This window comes from Kitasatospora sp. NPDC002551, from assembly GCF_040296005.1.
Classification (GTDB): Bacteria; Actinomycetota; Actinomycetes; order Streptomycetales; family Streptomycetaceae; genus Kitasatospora.
Genome location: NZ_JBEOWI010000009.1, coordinates 175294 through 188645 on the forward strand (window position 1 = coordinate 175294; position 13352 = coordinate 188645).

Annotated in this window: 13 protein-coding genes and 1 tRNA gene; 8 read left to right on the plus strand and 6 right to left on the minus strand. The window is 73.0% G+C overall.

The annotated features are described in order from the left end of the window. The first annotated feature begins 117 nt into the window (after positions 1 to 117). The 3 genes from ABT093_RS11925 to ABT093_RS11935 are packed head-to-tail and all read left to right on the plus strand — an operon-like array spanning position 118 to position 2482. Complete coding sequence (locus ABT093_RS11925; RefSeq protein WP_350563153.1) at positions 118 to 591, plus strand: RrF2 family transcriptional regulator; 474 nt, start codon at positions 118 to 120, stop codon at positions 589 to 591. Between the two features lie 59 nt (positions 592 to 650). Further along, positions 651 to 1835 carry an MFS transporter gene (locus ABT093_RS11930; RefSeq protein WP_350563095.1) on the plus strand — a complete coding sequence of 395 codons (1185 nt, stop codon included), beginning with the start codon at positions 651 to 653 and terminating at the stop codon, positions 1833 to 1835. Next, positions 1832 to 2482 carry an HD domain-containing protein gene (locus tag ABT093_RS11935; RefSeq protein ID WP_350563097.1) on the plus strand — a complete coding sequence of 217 codons (651 nt, stop codon included), beginning with the start codon at positions 1832 to 1834 and terminating at the stop codon, positions 2480 to 2482. The genes ABT093_RS11930 and ABT093_RS11935 overlap by 4 nt, the downstream gene beginning before the upstream one ends. A gap of 6 nt (positions 2483 to 2488) precedes the next feature. Here the strand turns inward: ABT093_RS11935 and ABT093_RS11940 are convergent, their stop codons facing one another. Then, positions 2489 to 2611, minus strand: a complete 123-nt coding sequence (locus tag ABT093_RS11940; protein ID WP_350563099.1) for a hypothetical protein — start codon at positions 2609 to 2611, stop codon at positions 2489 to 2491. Positions 2612 to 2768: 157 nt separating this feature from the next. Between ABT093_RS11940 and ABT093_RS11945 the strand changes: the two genes are divergently transcribed. Continuing rightward, positions 2769 to 3224 carry a carboxymuconolactone decarboxylase family protein gene (locus tag ABT093_RS11945; protein ID WP_350563101.1) on the plus strand — a complete coding sequence of 152 codons (456 nt, stop codon included), beginning with the start codon at positions 2769 to 2771 and terminating at the stop codon, positions 3222 to 3224. Positions 3225 to 3266: 42 nt separating this feature from the next. Here the strand turns inward: ABT093_RS11945 and ABT093_RS11950 are convergent, their stop codons facing one another. After that, on the minus strand, positions 3267 to 3461 hold the full coding sequence (locus ABT093_RS11950; protein WP_350563103.1) for a ferredoxin: 195 nt from the start codon (positions 3459 to 3461) through the stop codon (positions 3267 to 3269). Between the two features lie 5 nt (positions 3462 to 3466). Then, on the minus strand, positions 3467 to 4711 hold the full coding sequence (locus ABT093_RS11955) for a cytochrome P450 (RefSeq protein ID WP_350563105.1): 1245 nt from the start codon (positions 4709 to 4711) through the stop codon (positions 3467 to 3469). Positions 4712 to 5146: 435 nt separating this feature from the next. Between ABT093_RS11955 and ABT093_RS11960 the strand changes: the two genes are divergently transcribed. Continuing rightward, on the plus strand, positions 5147 to 6598 hold the full coding sequence (locus ABT093_RS11960; RefSeq protein WP_350563107.1) for an MFS transporter: 1452 nt from the start codon (positions 5147 to 5149) through the stop codon (positions 6596 to 6598). Positions 6599 to 6703: 105 nt separating this feature from the next. Here the strand turns inward: ABT093_RS11960 and ABT093_RS11965 are convergent, their stop codons facing one another. Beyond that, on the minus strand, positions 6704 to 7588 hold the full coding sequence (locus ABT093_RS11965) for a peptidase S1 (RefSeq protein WP_350563109.1): 885 nt from the start codon (positions 7586 to 7588) through the stop codon (positions 6704 to 6706). A 362-nt stretch (positions 7589 to 7950) separates the two neighbouring features. Here ABT093_RS11965 and ABT093_RS11970 point away from each other — a divergent pair, with 362 nt between their 5' ends. After that, positions 7951 to 10506 (plus strand): collagenase, encoded by a 2556-nt coding sequence (locus ABT093_RS11970; protein ID WP_350563111.1) that lies wholly within the window; start codon positions 7951 to 7953, stop codon positions 10504 to 10506. A gap of 67 nt (positions 10507 to 10573) precedes the next feature. Here the strand turns inward: ABT093_RS11970 and ABT093_RS11975 are convergent, their stop codons facing one another. Beyond that, complete coding sequence (locus ABT093_RS11975; RefSeq protein WP_350563113.1) at positions 10574 to 10909, minus strand: ArsR/SmtB family transcription factor; 336 nt, start codon at positions 10907 to 10909, stop codon at positions 10574 to 10576. 77 nt (positions 10910 to 10986) lie between these two features. Between ABT093_RS11975 and ABT093_RS11980 the strand changes: the two genes are divergently transcribed. Then, entirely contained in the window at positions 10987 to 11406 is a 420-nt protein-coding gene (locus ABT093_RS11980; protein ID WP_350563115.1) for a GNAT family N-acetyltransferase, read from the plus strand. A gap of 49 nt (positions 11407 to 11455) precedes the next feature. On the opposite strand, the gene ABT093_RS11985 is transcribed toward ABT093_RS11980, so the two are convergent. Continuing rightward, positions 11456 to 12964, minus strand: coding sequence for an FAD-binding protein (locus tag ABT093_RS11985; protein WP_350563117.1), 1509 nt, complete (start codon positions 12962 to 12964; stop codon positions 11456 to 11458). 233 nt (positions 12965 to 13197) lie between these two features. On the opposite strand from ABT093_RS11985, the gene ABT093_RS11990 reads away from it, so the two are divergent. Beyond that, positions 13198 to 13277, plus strand: a tRNA-Tyr gene (locus ABT093_RS11990). Positions 13278 to 13352 lie beyond the last annotated feature (75 nt).

The following is a 13352-nucleotide window of genomic DNA, read 5'->3' on the forward strand; positions in this document are numbered from 1 at the left end:
GGGCACGGAGGTGGCGTGAAGCCACAGTGCCGGCCGGATACTTCGCCGCCGGGTGTGTGGCTGCCGCCGTTCGGGGTGACGAGAGATATGGGGATGTGTAGTATCCCGATTGTGCTGATGGGTGAAGGCGTGGAGTGGGGTCTGCACTGCTGTCTGGCGTTGGCGTGGCTCGACGAGCAGGCGCCGATTCCGGCCGGGCGGCTGGCGGAGATCTTCGAACTCCCGCCGGTGTATCTCAAGAAGCGGCTGCAGCCGCTGGTCAAGGCCGGGGTGCTCACCTCGGTGGCGGGCGCGCGCGGCGGGTACCGGCTGGGGCGGGCGCCCGAGCGGATCACGCTGATGGACGTGGTCGCGGCGGCCGAGGGGGCGACCGAGGCGTTCCGCTGCACCGAGATCCGGCAGCGCGGCGCGGGGGTGGAGGCGCGCGAGGGGGAGTTCGCCAAGCCGTGCGGCGTCGCGGGGGCGATGCGGCGCGCCGAACTCGCCTGGCGGCGCGAGCTGGCCGCGCAGACCATCGCCGACCTGCTCGCCGCCGGCCCGCCCGGCGCCCCGGCCCGGATCCGCCGCTACCACGAGCGCCTCGGCTCCTGACGGCACATCGCTTCGGCCCGGCCCTCCTCGGTCGGGCCTGTTCACGGAGGGGAATCGGGATGTCTGATGTCTCGTTAAGGGGAAGGGGTGCGCGAGGCGCTGTCCCGGCGCTGGCGCTCGGCACCTTCGCGGTGGGCACCGACGCCTTCGTGGTGGCCGGCTTCCTGCCCGAACTCGCGGCCGACCTCGGCGTTCCGACGGCCACCGCCGGCCAGGCCGTCACCGTCTTCGCGGCCGCGTACGCGCTGCTGTCACCGGTGCTCGCCACCCTGACCGCCCGGCTGCCGCGCCGCCGGCTCCTGGTCGGCGCGCTCGTCGGGCTGGGGGCGGCCAACCTCGCCTCCGCGCTGGCACCGGACTTCGGCGTGCTGCTCGCGTCCCGGGTGGCCGCCGCGGCCGCCGCGGCGGCGTTCACGCCCAACGCGGGCGCGGTGGCGGCCTCCCTGGTCCGGCCGGAACGGCGGGCCCGGGCGCTGGCGGTGGTGGTGGGCGGGCTGACCGTCGCCACGGCGCTGGGTGTGCCGCTGGGCGGGGTGGTCGGGGAGTGGACGGGGTGGCGGTGGGCGCTCGGCGCGGTGGCGGGGCTGGCGCTGCTGGTCGCGGGGGCGGTGGCGGCGCTGCTGCCGTACCTGCCCGGAAACCCTCGGGTCCCGCTGCGCGAGCGGCTCGCCGTGCTGCGGCACCCGGCCGTGCGGGCGATCCTGCCGCTGACGGTGCTGGGGATGGCGGCGGCGTACACCGTGTACGCGTACAGCGTGCCGGCCCTCGCGGCGGTCGGCCTGACGGCCCGCGACACGGCGTGGGCACTGGGCCTCTACGGCATCGGCGCGGTGCTGGGGAACCTGGGGGCCGGCCTCGCCACCGACCGGGTGGGCGGCGTCCGGGTGCTGCGGGTCGGGTACGTGCTGATGGCCGCCGGGCTGGCCGGCCTCGGCGCTCTGGCGGCGGGCGGGGTGCGGATGCCGGTGCTGGTCGGAGTGCTCATGGTGGCCTGGGGAGCGGGCAGTTGGTGCCAGACGCCCCCGCAGCAGCACCGCCTGATCGCGGCCACCCCGGGGGAGGCGCCGCTGGTGGTCGCCCTGAACTCCTCCGCCATCTACGCGGGTATCGGCGCCGGTACCCTGACCGGCGGCCTGACCGCCCGCTCGGGGGCGGTCACGATGTACGCGACGGCCGCCGGTCTGGCCGTTCTCGCTCTCGTCTACCTGCTGCTCACAGCGGGAGAACGGACTGCGTCCTGGTGAACCACGATCTGGGCCTCCCCGCCACCCAACTCGCGCGGCGCACCCTGGCCCATGCGCGGAGTCTGTTGCCGGCCGCGCTCTTCCACCACAGCGTGCGGACGTATCTCTACGGACGTCTCCTCGGCGAGCAGCGCGGTCTGCGGCCCGACCACGACTACGACGACGAACTCCTGTTCCTGGGCTGCCTGCTGCACGACAGCGGGCTGAGCGCGGAGGGCAACGGGGACCAGCGGTTCGAGCTGGACGGCGCTGACCTGGCCGTCCGCTTCCTGCGGGAGGAGGGGGTGGCGTCGGATCGCAGGGAGGTGGTGTGGGACGCGATCGCGTTGCACATGGACCGCGAGATCGCCGAGCGCAAGCGCCCTGAGATCGCCCTCGTCGCCCTCGGCGCGGGCTTCGATCTGGGCGGCGGACCGAACAGGCTCCCGCCCGGCTACGCGGACCGTGTCCACCGGGCCCACCCCCGCTTGCGAGCGGCGGCGGTGCTGCACGACAGCATCGTGAACCAGGCGTTGGAGAATCCCCGGAAGGCGCCGCCGTTCACCATGCAGGGCGAACTCGTCCGCCAGGCCACCGGCGGGAGCCGGCCGACCTGGGAGCAACTCGCCCGATCGGCGGGATGGGACGACTACGAGGGCTCCCCGTGACGGCTTTCAGGCGGCTTCGAGCCGGTCGAAAGCGGCGACGCCGGGCTGCGCGAGCCGGACGAGTCCGGCGGAGAGGCCCGGCCGTCCCGCGACGATGCGAAGAGCCCGCTCCGGCGACGCGAGCGTCATCCGGGTGTGCCCATCGACGACGAAGAGGTGTGTCGGGGGTCGTCGTAGGCGAGTCCCCGGGCCACGACCCACCCCGCTCCGTGGTTGTCACACTCTCCCGTCGGGTTCCGTCAGTGCGGTGACCGAACAGGAACCCGAACGGGAGAGTGGTGGACCCATGAACGACGCGCGTATGGCCAATCCGGCGGTCGTGATCCCCGAGGCCATGCCGGCGATCCTCGGCCTGGTCAAGGCGGCGAAGAAGGGCGGCGTGCCCGAGAGCGTCCTCGAACTGGTGCACCTGCGGGCGAGCCAGATCAACGGGTGCAGCTACTGCGTCCTCGCCGGTATCACGAGTGCCAAGAGGAACGGCGAGAGCGACGAGCGGCTGCACGCGGTGGCGGCGTGGCGGGAGGCGCCGTTCTTCACCGAAGCCGAGCGGGCCGCGCTGGAACTGGCCGAGTACGTGACCCGGCTCGCCGACCGGGCCGTCGTCCCGGACGACGTCTGGAACGCGGCGGCCTCGCACTTCTCCGAGCCCCAGCTGGCCTCCCTCGTCCTCTGGATCAGCCTGACCAACTTCTTCAACCGCATCAACGCCACCACCCGCCAGCCCGCCGGCACCACCTGGTAGGCGCGAGGACGGCACCACGGCCGTGGGGTGACCCGGCCGCGGCTACTCGGTGAGGGCGAGGGCCGCGGCCGGGCAGCCGCCGACGGCGAGGCGGACGGCCGGGTGGGAGTCCTGCGGTGGGTGAGCCGCCAGCAGGACGACGAGGCCCTCCTCCTCGTCCTGGTCGAACACCGCCGGGGCGGTCAGGGCGCACATGCCGGCACCGATGCAGCGGGTGCGGTCGGCGTGGAGTTCCATGGCGGTCAGCCCTCGTCCCAGGTCACCGGCAGGCGGTGCACGCCGTAGATGTTCATGTTCGTGCGCAGCGGCACCTCCTCGGCCGGCACGGCGAGCCGCAGCGTCGGGAAGCGTTCGAACAGGGCGGGAAGGGCGACCGTCAGCTCGACGCGCGCGAGCTGCTGGCCCAGACACTGGTGGATGCCGTGGCCGAAGCCCAGGTGTCCCGTGGCCCTGCGGCCCAGGTCGAGCGAGTCGGGGTCGGGGAAGCGCTCCGGATCGCGGTTGGCCGCTTCGAAGGAGAGGGTGACGCTCTCGCCCGCCCTGATGAGCCGGCCCTCCAGCTCGACGTCCTCCAGCGCGGACTTGATACCGGTGTGGGCGATCGTCAGGTAGCGCATCAGCTCCTCCACGGCCTCGGGTGCCAGGTCCTGGGCCCCGCGCAGGGCCTCGGCCTGGGCCGGGTGGCTCAGCAGCGCGAAGGTGCCGTGGGCGATCATGTTGGCCGTGGTGTCGAGCCCGGCGGCGAGCAGGAAGCCGCCGACGCCCACGAGTTCCTCGTCGGTGAGGTCGGAGTCGCGGGCGAGCTCGCCGAGCAGGTCGGTGGAGGGCCCCTCGCCGGAGGGCTCCTCGTCGGACGGCTCCGCGCGCTTGGCGGCGACCAGCTCCGCCATGTACTCCTGGAGCCCGGTCATCGCGGCGTACCGGTCCTCCGGTGCCGCGTCCATGGACATGAGCGTGTGGGCGTGGCTCTGGAAGCGCTCGCGGTCGGCGTAGGGCACGCCGAGCAGTTCGCAGATCATCAACGCCGGGATGGGCCGGGCGAAGGCCTCGACCAGGTCGGTGCCCGGGCCTCCGCGTTCCAGCGCGTCCAGGCAATCGGCGGTGATCTCCTGGACCCGGTCGGTCAGCCGGCGCATCCGGCGGACGGTGAACCTGCCCGCCAGGAGCCGCCGGAAGCGGGTGTGCTCGGGCGCGTCCATCCCGGTCATGTCGCCGACGGGGGCGGGCGGGATCGGGCCCTCGGGGCCGCCGGGGAACGGGTAGTGCATCAGCTCGTACCGGGAGCTGAAGCGCGGGTCCGCCAGGATCGTCCGGACGACGGCGTAGCCGGTGGCCAGCCAGCCGACATGGCCGTCCGGGTAGGTCATCCGGGCCAGCGGGTCGCGCTCGCGCACCTCCGCCAGCCCGGCGGGCGGGTCGAAGGGGCAGCCGGCGGCGCGCTGGGTGGGGATCGTCACCGGGGCGGTGGTCGACGGTTCGTGCTGCATGGTGTCCTCCGAGGGGAGCGGGACGCGGCGTGAATCGTGGGGTGCATGTGTGGTGCATGTGTGGTGCGGCTGTGGTGTGGATATGGCGCCATTGGCGTCACGCATGACGCCATGGCCGTGTGGCGGCAACTACCTCCTTGACACGCCGTCTTGTGGGCGCGGCTCCGCTGCGCCGACCTCCAGTGCGACCGGTTCGGGAAGCCGCCCGGAGCCATCATGGCGCCATACTGGCGCCGCCGCAACCGTATTTGGCGCCGCCCTGGCATCGAGGCGCTGCCGCCGGGGCCGCATCTACCGTGAGCCGCCCCGCTCGCCGCCCAAGTGGCCCTCCCGTCGGCCGGGTTGGGCGGCGGATCGGTGTTGCCTGATCGTCCGACTGTACGTAAATATACGTACAGTCGATCAGGACCTCACGCCACCGAGGAGCACCTCCGCATGCCCGTCACACCACCGCTCAACGCCGCCCGTTCCGGCTGGACGCTCGCCCTGCTGGCCCTGGGGCAGGCCGTCTTCGCACTGGACCTCAACATCGTCTTCGTCGCCTTACCCGAGATCGGCACTGACCTCGGGTTCCCCGGCCAGACCCAGCAACTCGTGGTCAGCGCCTACGTCGTGTTCGCCGGCGGATTCCTGCTGCTCGGCGGCCGGGCCTGCGACCTGCTCGGGCGGCGGCGGGTCTTCGTCGCCGCCCTCGCCCTCTACGGTCTCTCCTCGCTCGCCGGCGGGCTCGCCCGCTCGCCCGAGGTCATCGTGGGCGCCCGGATCGTCCAGGGCGTCGGCGGCGCGCTGCTGCTCCCGTCGATCCTCTCCCTCGTCAACACCCTGTTCGAGGAAGGGCCGCGACGCAACCGCGCCCTCGCCGTCTGGGGCGGCGCCGGAGCCAGCGGGCTGACGCTGGGCGCGCTGCTCGGCGGGGTGCTGACCGAGGGCTTCGGCTGGCCCGCCGTCTTCTTCGTCAACGTGCCGCTGGCCGCCGCGATCGCGGTCGCCGCCGTGTTCGTCGTGCCGCGCGACCCGGCCCGCACCGAGCGCCGCCGCTTCGACCTGCCGGGTGCGCTGACCGTCACCGCCGGTGCGACCCTGCTGGTGTTCGCGCTGGTGCAGGCCCCCGAGCGCGGCTGGGCCGCCCCGTGGATCCTCGGCGCCCTCGCGGCCGCGCTCGTGCTGCTCGCCGCCTTCGCCCTCGTCGAGACGCGCAGCGCCGATCCGCTGATGCCGTTCCGGCTGTTCCGCAACCGCAGCCTGAGCGCCGGTGCGGCGATCACCTTCCTCTACACGGCCACCTTCGGCGTCCTGCCGTACTTCCTCACCGTCCTCCTGCGGAGCGTGCACGGATACAGCGCCCCGCAGACCGGCCTCGCCTTCCTCGTCCTCTCGCTGGCGATCGCCGCCGGCACCCAGCTCGGTGAGCGGCTGACCACCCGGGCCGGCCTGCGGTCCACCCTGCTGGGCGGGTTCGCGCTCGGCGCGGTCGGCACCGCCGCGCTGGCCGCGGGCTTCGACGCCGACGCCGGCTATCTCGCGCTGGTGCCGGGCCTGGTGGTCTCGGGCGTGGGTCAGGGCGTGGTCTGGACGGCCATGTGGATCGCGGCGGCCGCCGGCACCGCCGCCCGTGAACAGGGCATCGCCGGCGGGGCGGCCTCGACCACGATGAACCTCGGCAACGCGATCGGCCTCGCGCTGTTCACCGCCGTCGCCGACGCGGGCACCGACGGCCCGGGCGGCGAGGGCCTGGCCCGCGCCACGGCGGACGGCGGGTTCCTGGTGGTCCTGCTCGCCGCCGCCGCGATGCTGCTGGGCCTGCTGCTCGCCCTGGTCCTGCGCCCGGCGCGCGCGGACGCCCCTGCGGCCGTCGCCCCCGACTGCCCCCTGGCCGTGTCGGGTTGACCGACCCTCGCGTGAACGGCCCGGGGGCGGACGGCGCTTCCGCCGCCCGCCCCCGGGCCGCTCGTCGTCCCCGGGCCCGCCCGGTGGCCGAGCCCGGGGACCGGGTCAGGAGAGGGCGAGTTCCGTGACGTTCTCGCCCTCCAGGGTCCACGCGGCCCAGAGGGGGCCTTCCTTGACGTAGGCGGTGCCGTTGTCCTTGACGATGCCGATGCGGTTGCCGGACAGGGCGAGCTGGCTGGTGTCGGCGGCTTCCAGGGTCCACTCGGCGCCCAGCGAGCCCTCCTTGACCAGGGCGTTGCCGTCGTCCGTCAGCACGCCGATGCGGTCGCGGGAGAGCTCCAGCTGGGCGGCGCCGTCGGCCTCCAGGGTCCACTGCGCACCCAGTGATCCCTCCTTGACCAGGGCGGTGCCGTTGCCCCTGAGCACGCCGACGCGGTTGCCGGACAGGGAGAGGTGGAGCGTGTGGTCGGCCTGCCCGGTCCACGCGGCGTCGAGGGGCCCCTCCTTGACCAGGGCGTTGCCGTTGCCCTTGAGGATGCCGATGCGGTTGCCGGAGAGCTGGAGCTCCTTGACGCTGTCGCCCTCCAGGGTCCACGCGGAGTAGAGGGGGCCTTCCTTGACGTAGGCGGTGCCGTTGTCCTTGACGATGCCGACGCGGTCGCCGGACAGGGCGAGCTGCTTGACGTTGGCTGCCTCAAGGGTCCACGCGGCGGAGAGGTCTCCCTCCTTCACGAGGGCCGACCCGTTGTCCTTGAGGATGCCGATGCGGTTGCCCGCGATCACGATCTGCTTCACGCCCTCGCCCTCGACGGTCCACGCGGCGGAGAGCTCGCCCGCCTTCACGAGGGCGGTGCCGTCGCCCTTGAGGAGGGCGATGCGGTCGCCGCCGTCGCCGGAGACGGTGCCGGGAACGGCCGCGCCGGCCGCGGTGGCCGCGAGGGCCGTGGCGGTGAGCGCCGCGAGCGCGGCGGCGGTGAACGACTTCTTCATGGGGGCCTCCGTACGGGGAAAGAGGATGACCTGGGCATGCCAGGCCGTGGACTGTGCGGTGCCGAGGAACAGGAGATCACCGGCATCCGGGGACCCGGTGCGGCGCACCGCAAGCGCACGGGAGCATTTCTTCACGCGGAGAACACATCCGCCGCCGCGCGCGGGATCGGCCGGGGGCGCTCGTGATGACCTGTCCGGATCGCGCGATCACCGGACGATCCGGTTCCGTCGATACACATGTGACATGTCACAGGCTATTGATGTGCAATCCGTCCTGTGAGACGGTTCGTCCCACACCTCGGCACCCTCACGCCCCCATGCCCGAGGCATCCCCTTTTCCCTTCCCCCACGAAGGAATGACGATGCGTCCGCTCTCACGCATGCCCGGACTGCTGGTCGCAGTCGCCGCGGCAGGCGCCACCCTCCTCGGTATAGCCGCCGGTCCGGGCCAGGCGGCGACCGCCGCCCCCGCACCGGCCATCGCGAGCCCGCACCGGGCCGCCGACGGCCCGTCGGGGGTGACGGGAAGCCCGTTCGCCGACCCCGAGAGCCCCGGGGCGCCGCAGGCCCGCCGGCTCACGGCCGATCAGTTGCCCCTTCTCACCGCGCCGGTCCCGTCCGGGACGGCCCCGGCCGGGACCGGCTCGCCCCTGGCCCCGGCGCGCTCGCTCGTGGCGGGGCCGGCCGCCGCCGCGTCCTGCACCCCGGCCGACTTCGCCGGCCGGACCGGGGCGGCCCTGGTCTCCTACGTCACGGCCTCGACGCCCGAGTGCATCGGCTCGCTGTTCCTGCTGGCCGGAGGCCCCTACGCCTCGGGCGTGTTCCGCCAGAGCCAGATGGCGACGATGGCCGACGCCTTCCAGAGCGCCGCCGCCACCTACCCCGGCGACAACTCCGCCGGCACCTGGCAGGTCGTCCTCTTCCTGCGCGCGGGCTACTACGTGCACGAGAAGGACCCCGCCCGCGTCGGCACCTACGACTCCTCGCTCACCGCCGCCGTGGCACGCGGCCTCGACACCTTCGTGGCCGGCCCGCACTTCGCGGACGCCACCGACGCGAACGGCCCGGTCGCGGCCGAGGCCGTCATCCTCACCGACAGCGCGGACCTGCAGCACCGCTACCTGGACACCTACCGGCAGGTGCTCGACGGCTACAACGCTTCCTACAACACGTCCAAGCACCTGCTCAACTTCGTCAACAGCGTCCTCAGTGCGCTCGACCGCGGCCACCAGAACAAGGCCTACACCACCGCCGTCGCCGCGGACCCGCGCATCGTCGACACCCTCGCCGCGTTCACCCGCGACCACCGCGACCTGCTCGGCACGGACAACTCCTTCCTGGAGTCCAACGCGGGCATCGAACTGGCCCGCTACGTGAAGTACCCGGCCCTCCAGGCCAAGGTCCGCCCGCTGATCAAGGAACTGCTCGACGGCTCGTCCATGACCGGCCCCACCGCCCCGCTCTGGGTCGGCGCCGCCCATACGGCCTGGTACTTCGACGAGGGCCAGTGTGCCTCCTACGGCGTCTGCGACCTGCCCCGACGGCTGGCCGAGGCGGCGCTGCCGATCACCCACACCTGCAACGCGACCGTCACCCTCCGGGCCCAGGACCTCACCGCCGCCGAACTCGCGGCCGTCTGCGCCGACCTCAAGGGCGAGGACGCGTTCTTCCACAACCTGGTCCGCGACAACGGTCCCGTCCCCGGCCAGTACCAGTCGTCCGTGCAGGTCGTCGTCTTCGCGAGCCAGGCCGACTACCGGACGTACGCCGGCCCGATCTTCGGCGCGAACACCGGCAACGGAGGCATCACCCTCACCGGTGACCCGAGTGACCCGGCCAACCAGCCCGTCTCGATCATGTACCGGCACCCGAAGGAGAACGGCTTCACCGCCCGGATCTGGAACCTCAACCACGAGTACGCCCACGCCCTGGACGCCCGCTACGACTTCAAGGGCGACTTCTACGACCAGACCAGCGTGCCCAACCTGTGGTGGCTGGAGGGCGTCGCCGAGTACGTCTCCTACACCTACCGCGGCATCACCGACGCCAACGCGGTGGCCCAGGCGCCCAAGCACACCTACGCGCTCAGCACCCTGTTCCAGAGCACCTACCTCAACAGCGATGTGGTCCGCACCTACCACTGGGGCTACCTCGCCACCCGCTTCATGATCGAGCGGTACCCGAGCGTCGTCCAGACCATGCTCCACTACTTCCGCACCGGCAACTACGCGCAGGGCTACGCCTACTACAACGGCATCGGCACCCGCTACGACGCCGGCTTCACCAGCTGGCTCGACTCCTGTGCCACCGACCTCTGCCTGACGGCGGGCACCCCGAAGGCCGCCTTCGACGCCACGGTCCGCGACCTGAACGTCCAGCTGACCGACCGCTCCACCGTCACCAACGGGAAGGGCGGCATCACCACCCGGTCCTGGAACTTCGGCGACGGCACCACCTCCACCACGGCCTCCCCGTCGAAGTCGTACCGCACGCCCGGCACCTACACGGTCACGCTCACCGTCACCGACAGCAACGGCAAGGCCGCCACCGCGAGCAATTCCGTCACCGTCACCGCACCCGCCGCGCCCGTCGCCTGCGCCAACCCCGATCCCCGGGCGATGGACTACAACTGCTACCGCACCGGCCGCTCCGCCGACGCGGGCAGCGTCGACCAGCTCTACATCCACCTCCCGGCGGGCACCACCACGCTCACCGTCTCCACCAGCGGCGGGACCGGCACGGCCCACCTCTACTACAACGCCGACCGCTGGGCCTCCAGCACCTCCTACACGGCCGCCTCCACCGACAGCGGCACCACCCAGACCCTGACCGTCACCAACGCGACCGAGGGCTACCGCTACATCAGCCTCTACGGCAAGACCGCCTTCAGCGGCGTCACCGTCACCACCCGGTACTGACACCCGCGCGAAACGACGGGTCCGGGGCGGACGGCGCGATCACCGTCCGCCCCGGACCCGTCCGGCGTCACTCGGCGACGACGTGCCGCTCGTCGTCGCGTGCGCCCGACAGGACGGCGTCGAGGAGGCCGGGGTAGCGGGCGTCGAGGTCCTCGCGGCGCAGGTGCAGCAGGTTCTCCCGGCCGGAGGGCTGCTGGTGGATGACGCCGCTGTCGCGCAGCACCCGCCAGTGGTGGGTCATCGTCGACTTGGCGGTGATGCCGATCGCGGCGAGCACGCTCCCGCAGTTGTGCGCTCCGCCGCCGTCCAGGACGCGGACGGCGGAGAGGCGGACGGGGTTGCCGAGGGCGGTCAGGACGTGCTCGATCCGGATCTGCTCGCGGGCGGGGTGGCGGTAGCTCATGGCCCCACCGTAACGCGAGGGTTGACGGGAGCGGCCCGCCCCGGGCACCGGGGCGGACGACCGGTATGCTGTAATGCATGCAGAGCAGTAATGACCCTTACGAGATGCGGACGGGCGTGCCCGACGTCGCGACCTTCCGGCACCTGCGGACCGCCTCCGGGATGAGCGACCGCCCGGCCGAGGCGGTGGCCGCGGGCCTGCCGAACAGCTGGTTCGGGGTGACCGTGCACCACGACGGCGAACCCGTGGGCATGGGCCGGATCGTCGGCGACGGGGGAGTGGTGTTCCAGATCGCCGACGTGTGCGTGCTCCCGGCCCACCAGGGCCGCGGGCTGGGCGGGCGGATCATGGCGCGGCTGACCGCCGAGCTGGAGGAGCGCGCTCCCAAGGGCGCCTACGTCTCGCTGATCGCCGACGGGGAGGCGCACCGCCTCTACGCCAGGTACGGCTTCGTCGGGACGGCCCCGGCCTCGGTCGGCATGCACCGGCGGGTGTGAGGCCCGCCCGTCGCGCCCCCGGGCGGGGAGCGCGACGGGCGGGAGGGTGTCAGGAGTGGATGCCCTGCCCCGGGGTCAGGATCCCGGCCGGGTCGAAGCGGTGCTTCGCCGCCACCGCGCGCCCCCACCGGGTGCCGTAGTGGCGGCGCCAGTCGGAGCGGGTCACGTCCGGGATCGCGCCGATCAGGTACCGCTTGCCGCCCAGCGCCACCGCCCGGTCGTACAGCCGGCGGTTGCGCCGCAGCGCGGCGGCGTGGTCGGCGCCCGGGAACGGGAAGGAGAGCAGGTCGAAGTGGAAGCCGACCGGCTCCTCCGGCATCACCGTCATCGGGCGGGTGAACACGCTGGTGCGGTAGGGGTAGAAGAGCAGCAGGCCGGCGCCCAGGTCCTCCGGCGTCAGCAGCTCCATGGCCTCGCGCATGAACGTTTCGGTGGTCGAGGCGGGCAGGAACAGGCTCATCCACGGCTTGGGCAGCGACCACAGGCCGGCCGCCTGCAGGTACCCGGCGAAGCCGTCCACCCGGAACGCGTACTCGCGCGCGGTCTGGTCCGTGAACGTCGTGTCGGCCGCCACGCAGCGCAGGCCGCGCACCAGCTTCGCCCGGTCCGGCGCGGCGGCGCCGTCGTAGTGGACGACGCCCTCGATCTTGTACCGCCAGCCGGTGCCCGCGGCGTTCCGCGAGACGTCGCCGACGTGGAGGTCGAAGCGCCGCTCCAGCATCACCTTCTCGTGGTCCGCGAGGTAGGCGGCCAGGTCGTCGTAGTACAGGTTGAGCACCAGGGCGCGCTCGCGGGCCCGCACCAGGCGCAGGGTGGCCCGGACGATGATGCCGGCCTGCCCGCCGCCGCCCAGCACGGCCTCGAACAGCTCGCGGTTGGCGCTCGCGGAGGCGGTCACCAGCTCGCCGGTGCCGGTCACCACGTCCACCGACTCGACCGTGTCCGTCTGGAAGCCGTGGCGCTGCACGCCGCCGCCGATGCCGCCGACGCTCAGCGTGCCGCCGACCGACAGGTGGAGGTAGTCGGTCAGGCTGGGCGGCATCCAGCCCTGGGCGAGCGCGGCGTCGGTCAGCTGAGCCCAGGTGACGCCCGCCTCGACCACGGCGCGGCCGGGGGTGATCCGGACGATCCGGTCCAGTCCGCGCGCGTCGATCGCGACGCCGCCGCGCGCGGCGGCCTGGCCGTAGCTGGAGTGCGACTCCAGTTCGGCGGTGCTGCCGGTGCCGCTCTGGCCGTTCATCGCGACCGGGATGCGGTGGCGGTGGGCGAAGCGGATCAGGGTGGCGACGTCGCGCACCGAACCCGGGCGCAGGACGGCGCGCGGCGCGGCGGTCACCAGGTGCCCGAAGTCCCCGCCGAACCGGGACAGCGTCGCGGCGTCGGCCACCATCGTCCCGTCCAGCGGGGGCAGCGCCGCGAGGGAGGCGTCGGCCGGGGCGTCCGCCGCGGCTTCGGCGGGCGCGCCGACGGCCCAGGAGCGGCCGACGGTGTTCCACCCGATGACGGTGGCCGCCGCGCCGACGAGCACGCTGCGGCGGGGCAGGGCTGACTTGCTCATTACAGATATCTCCGATCAATCGTCATATGAGCAGTGTTGTATCGCAGTCGGCACGTACACGCGCAATAGGCCGGACCCGACCACTTCGGTGACGGCCGGTCGGGCCCGATCGCCCCGGCCCCCGCCCTTGGCCGAGAGCGGTCTATACCAATGGCCGGAATCCCTGTTGTCCGGCCCCGCCGATCGGGAGAGGGTGGAGCTGTCGGGATCAAGGAACACAAGGAAGACACCGAGGGCGAGCTGGGCCTGGGAGAGCCCAAGGGCCTGTAAAGCCCCCGCTTCGGCTGTGGTGGTTCGAATCCATCCTCGCCCACCTCGGACGACCGCCCCGGGCCGCACCACGGCCCGGGGCGGTCGGCGTCCGGCCCCCGCCGGTCTCCCGCCGGCC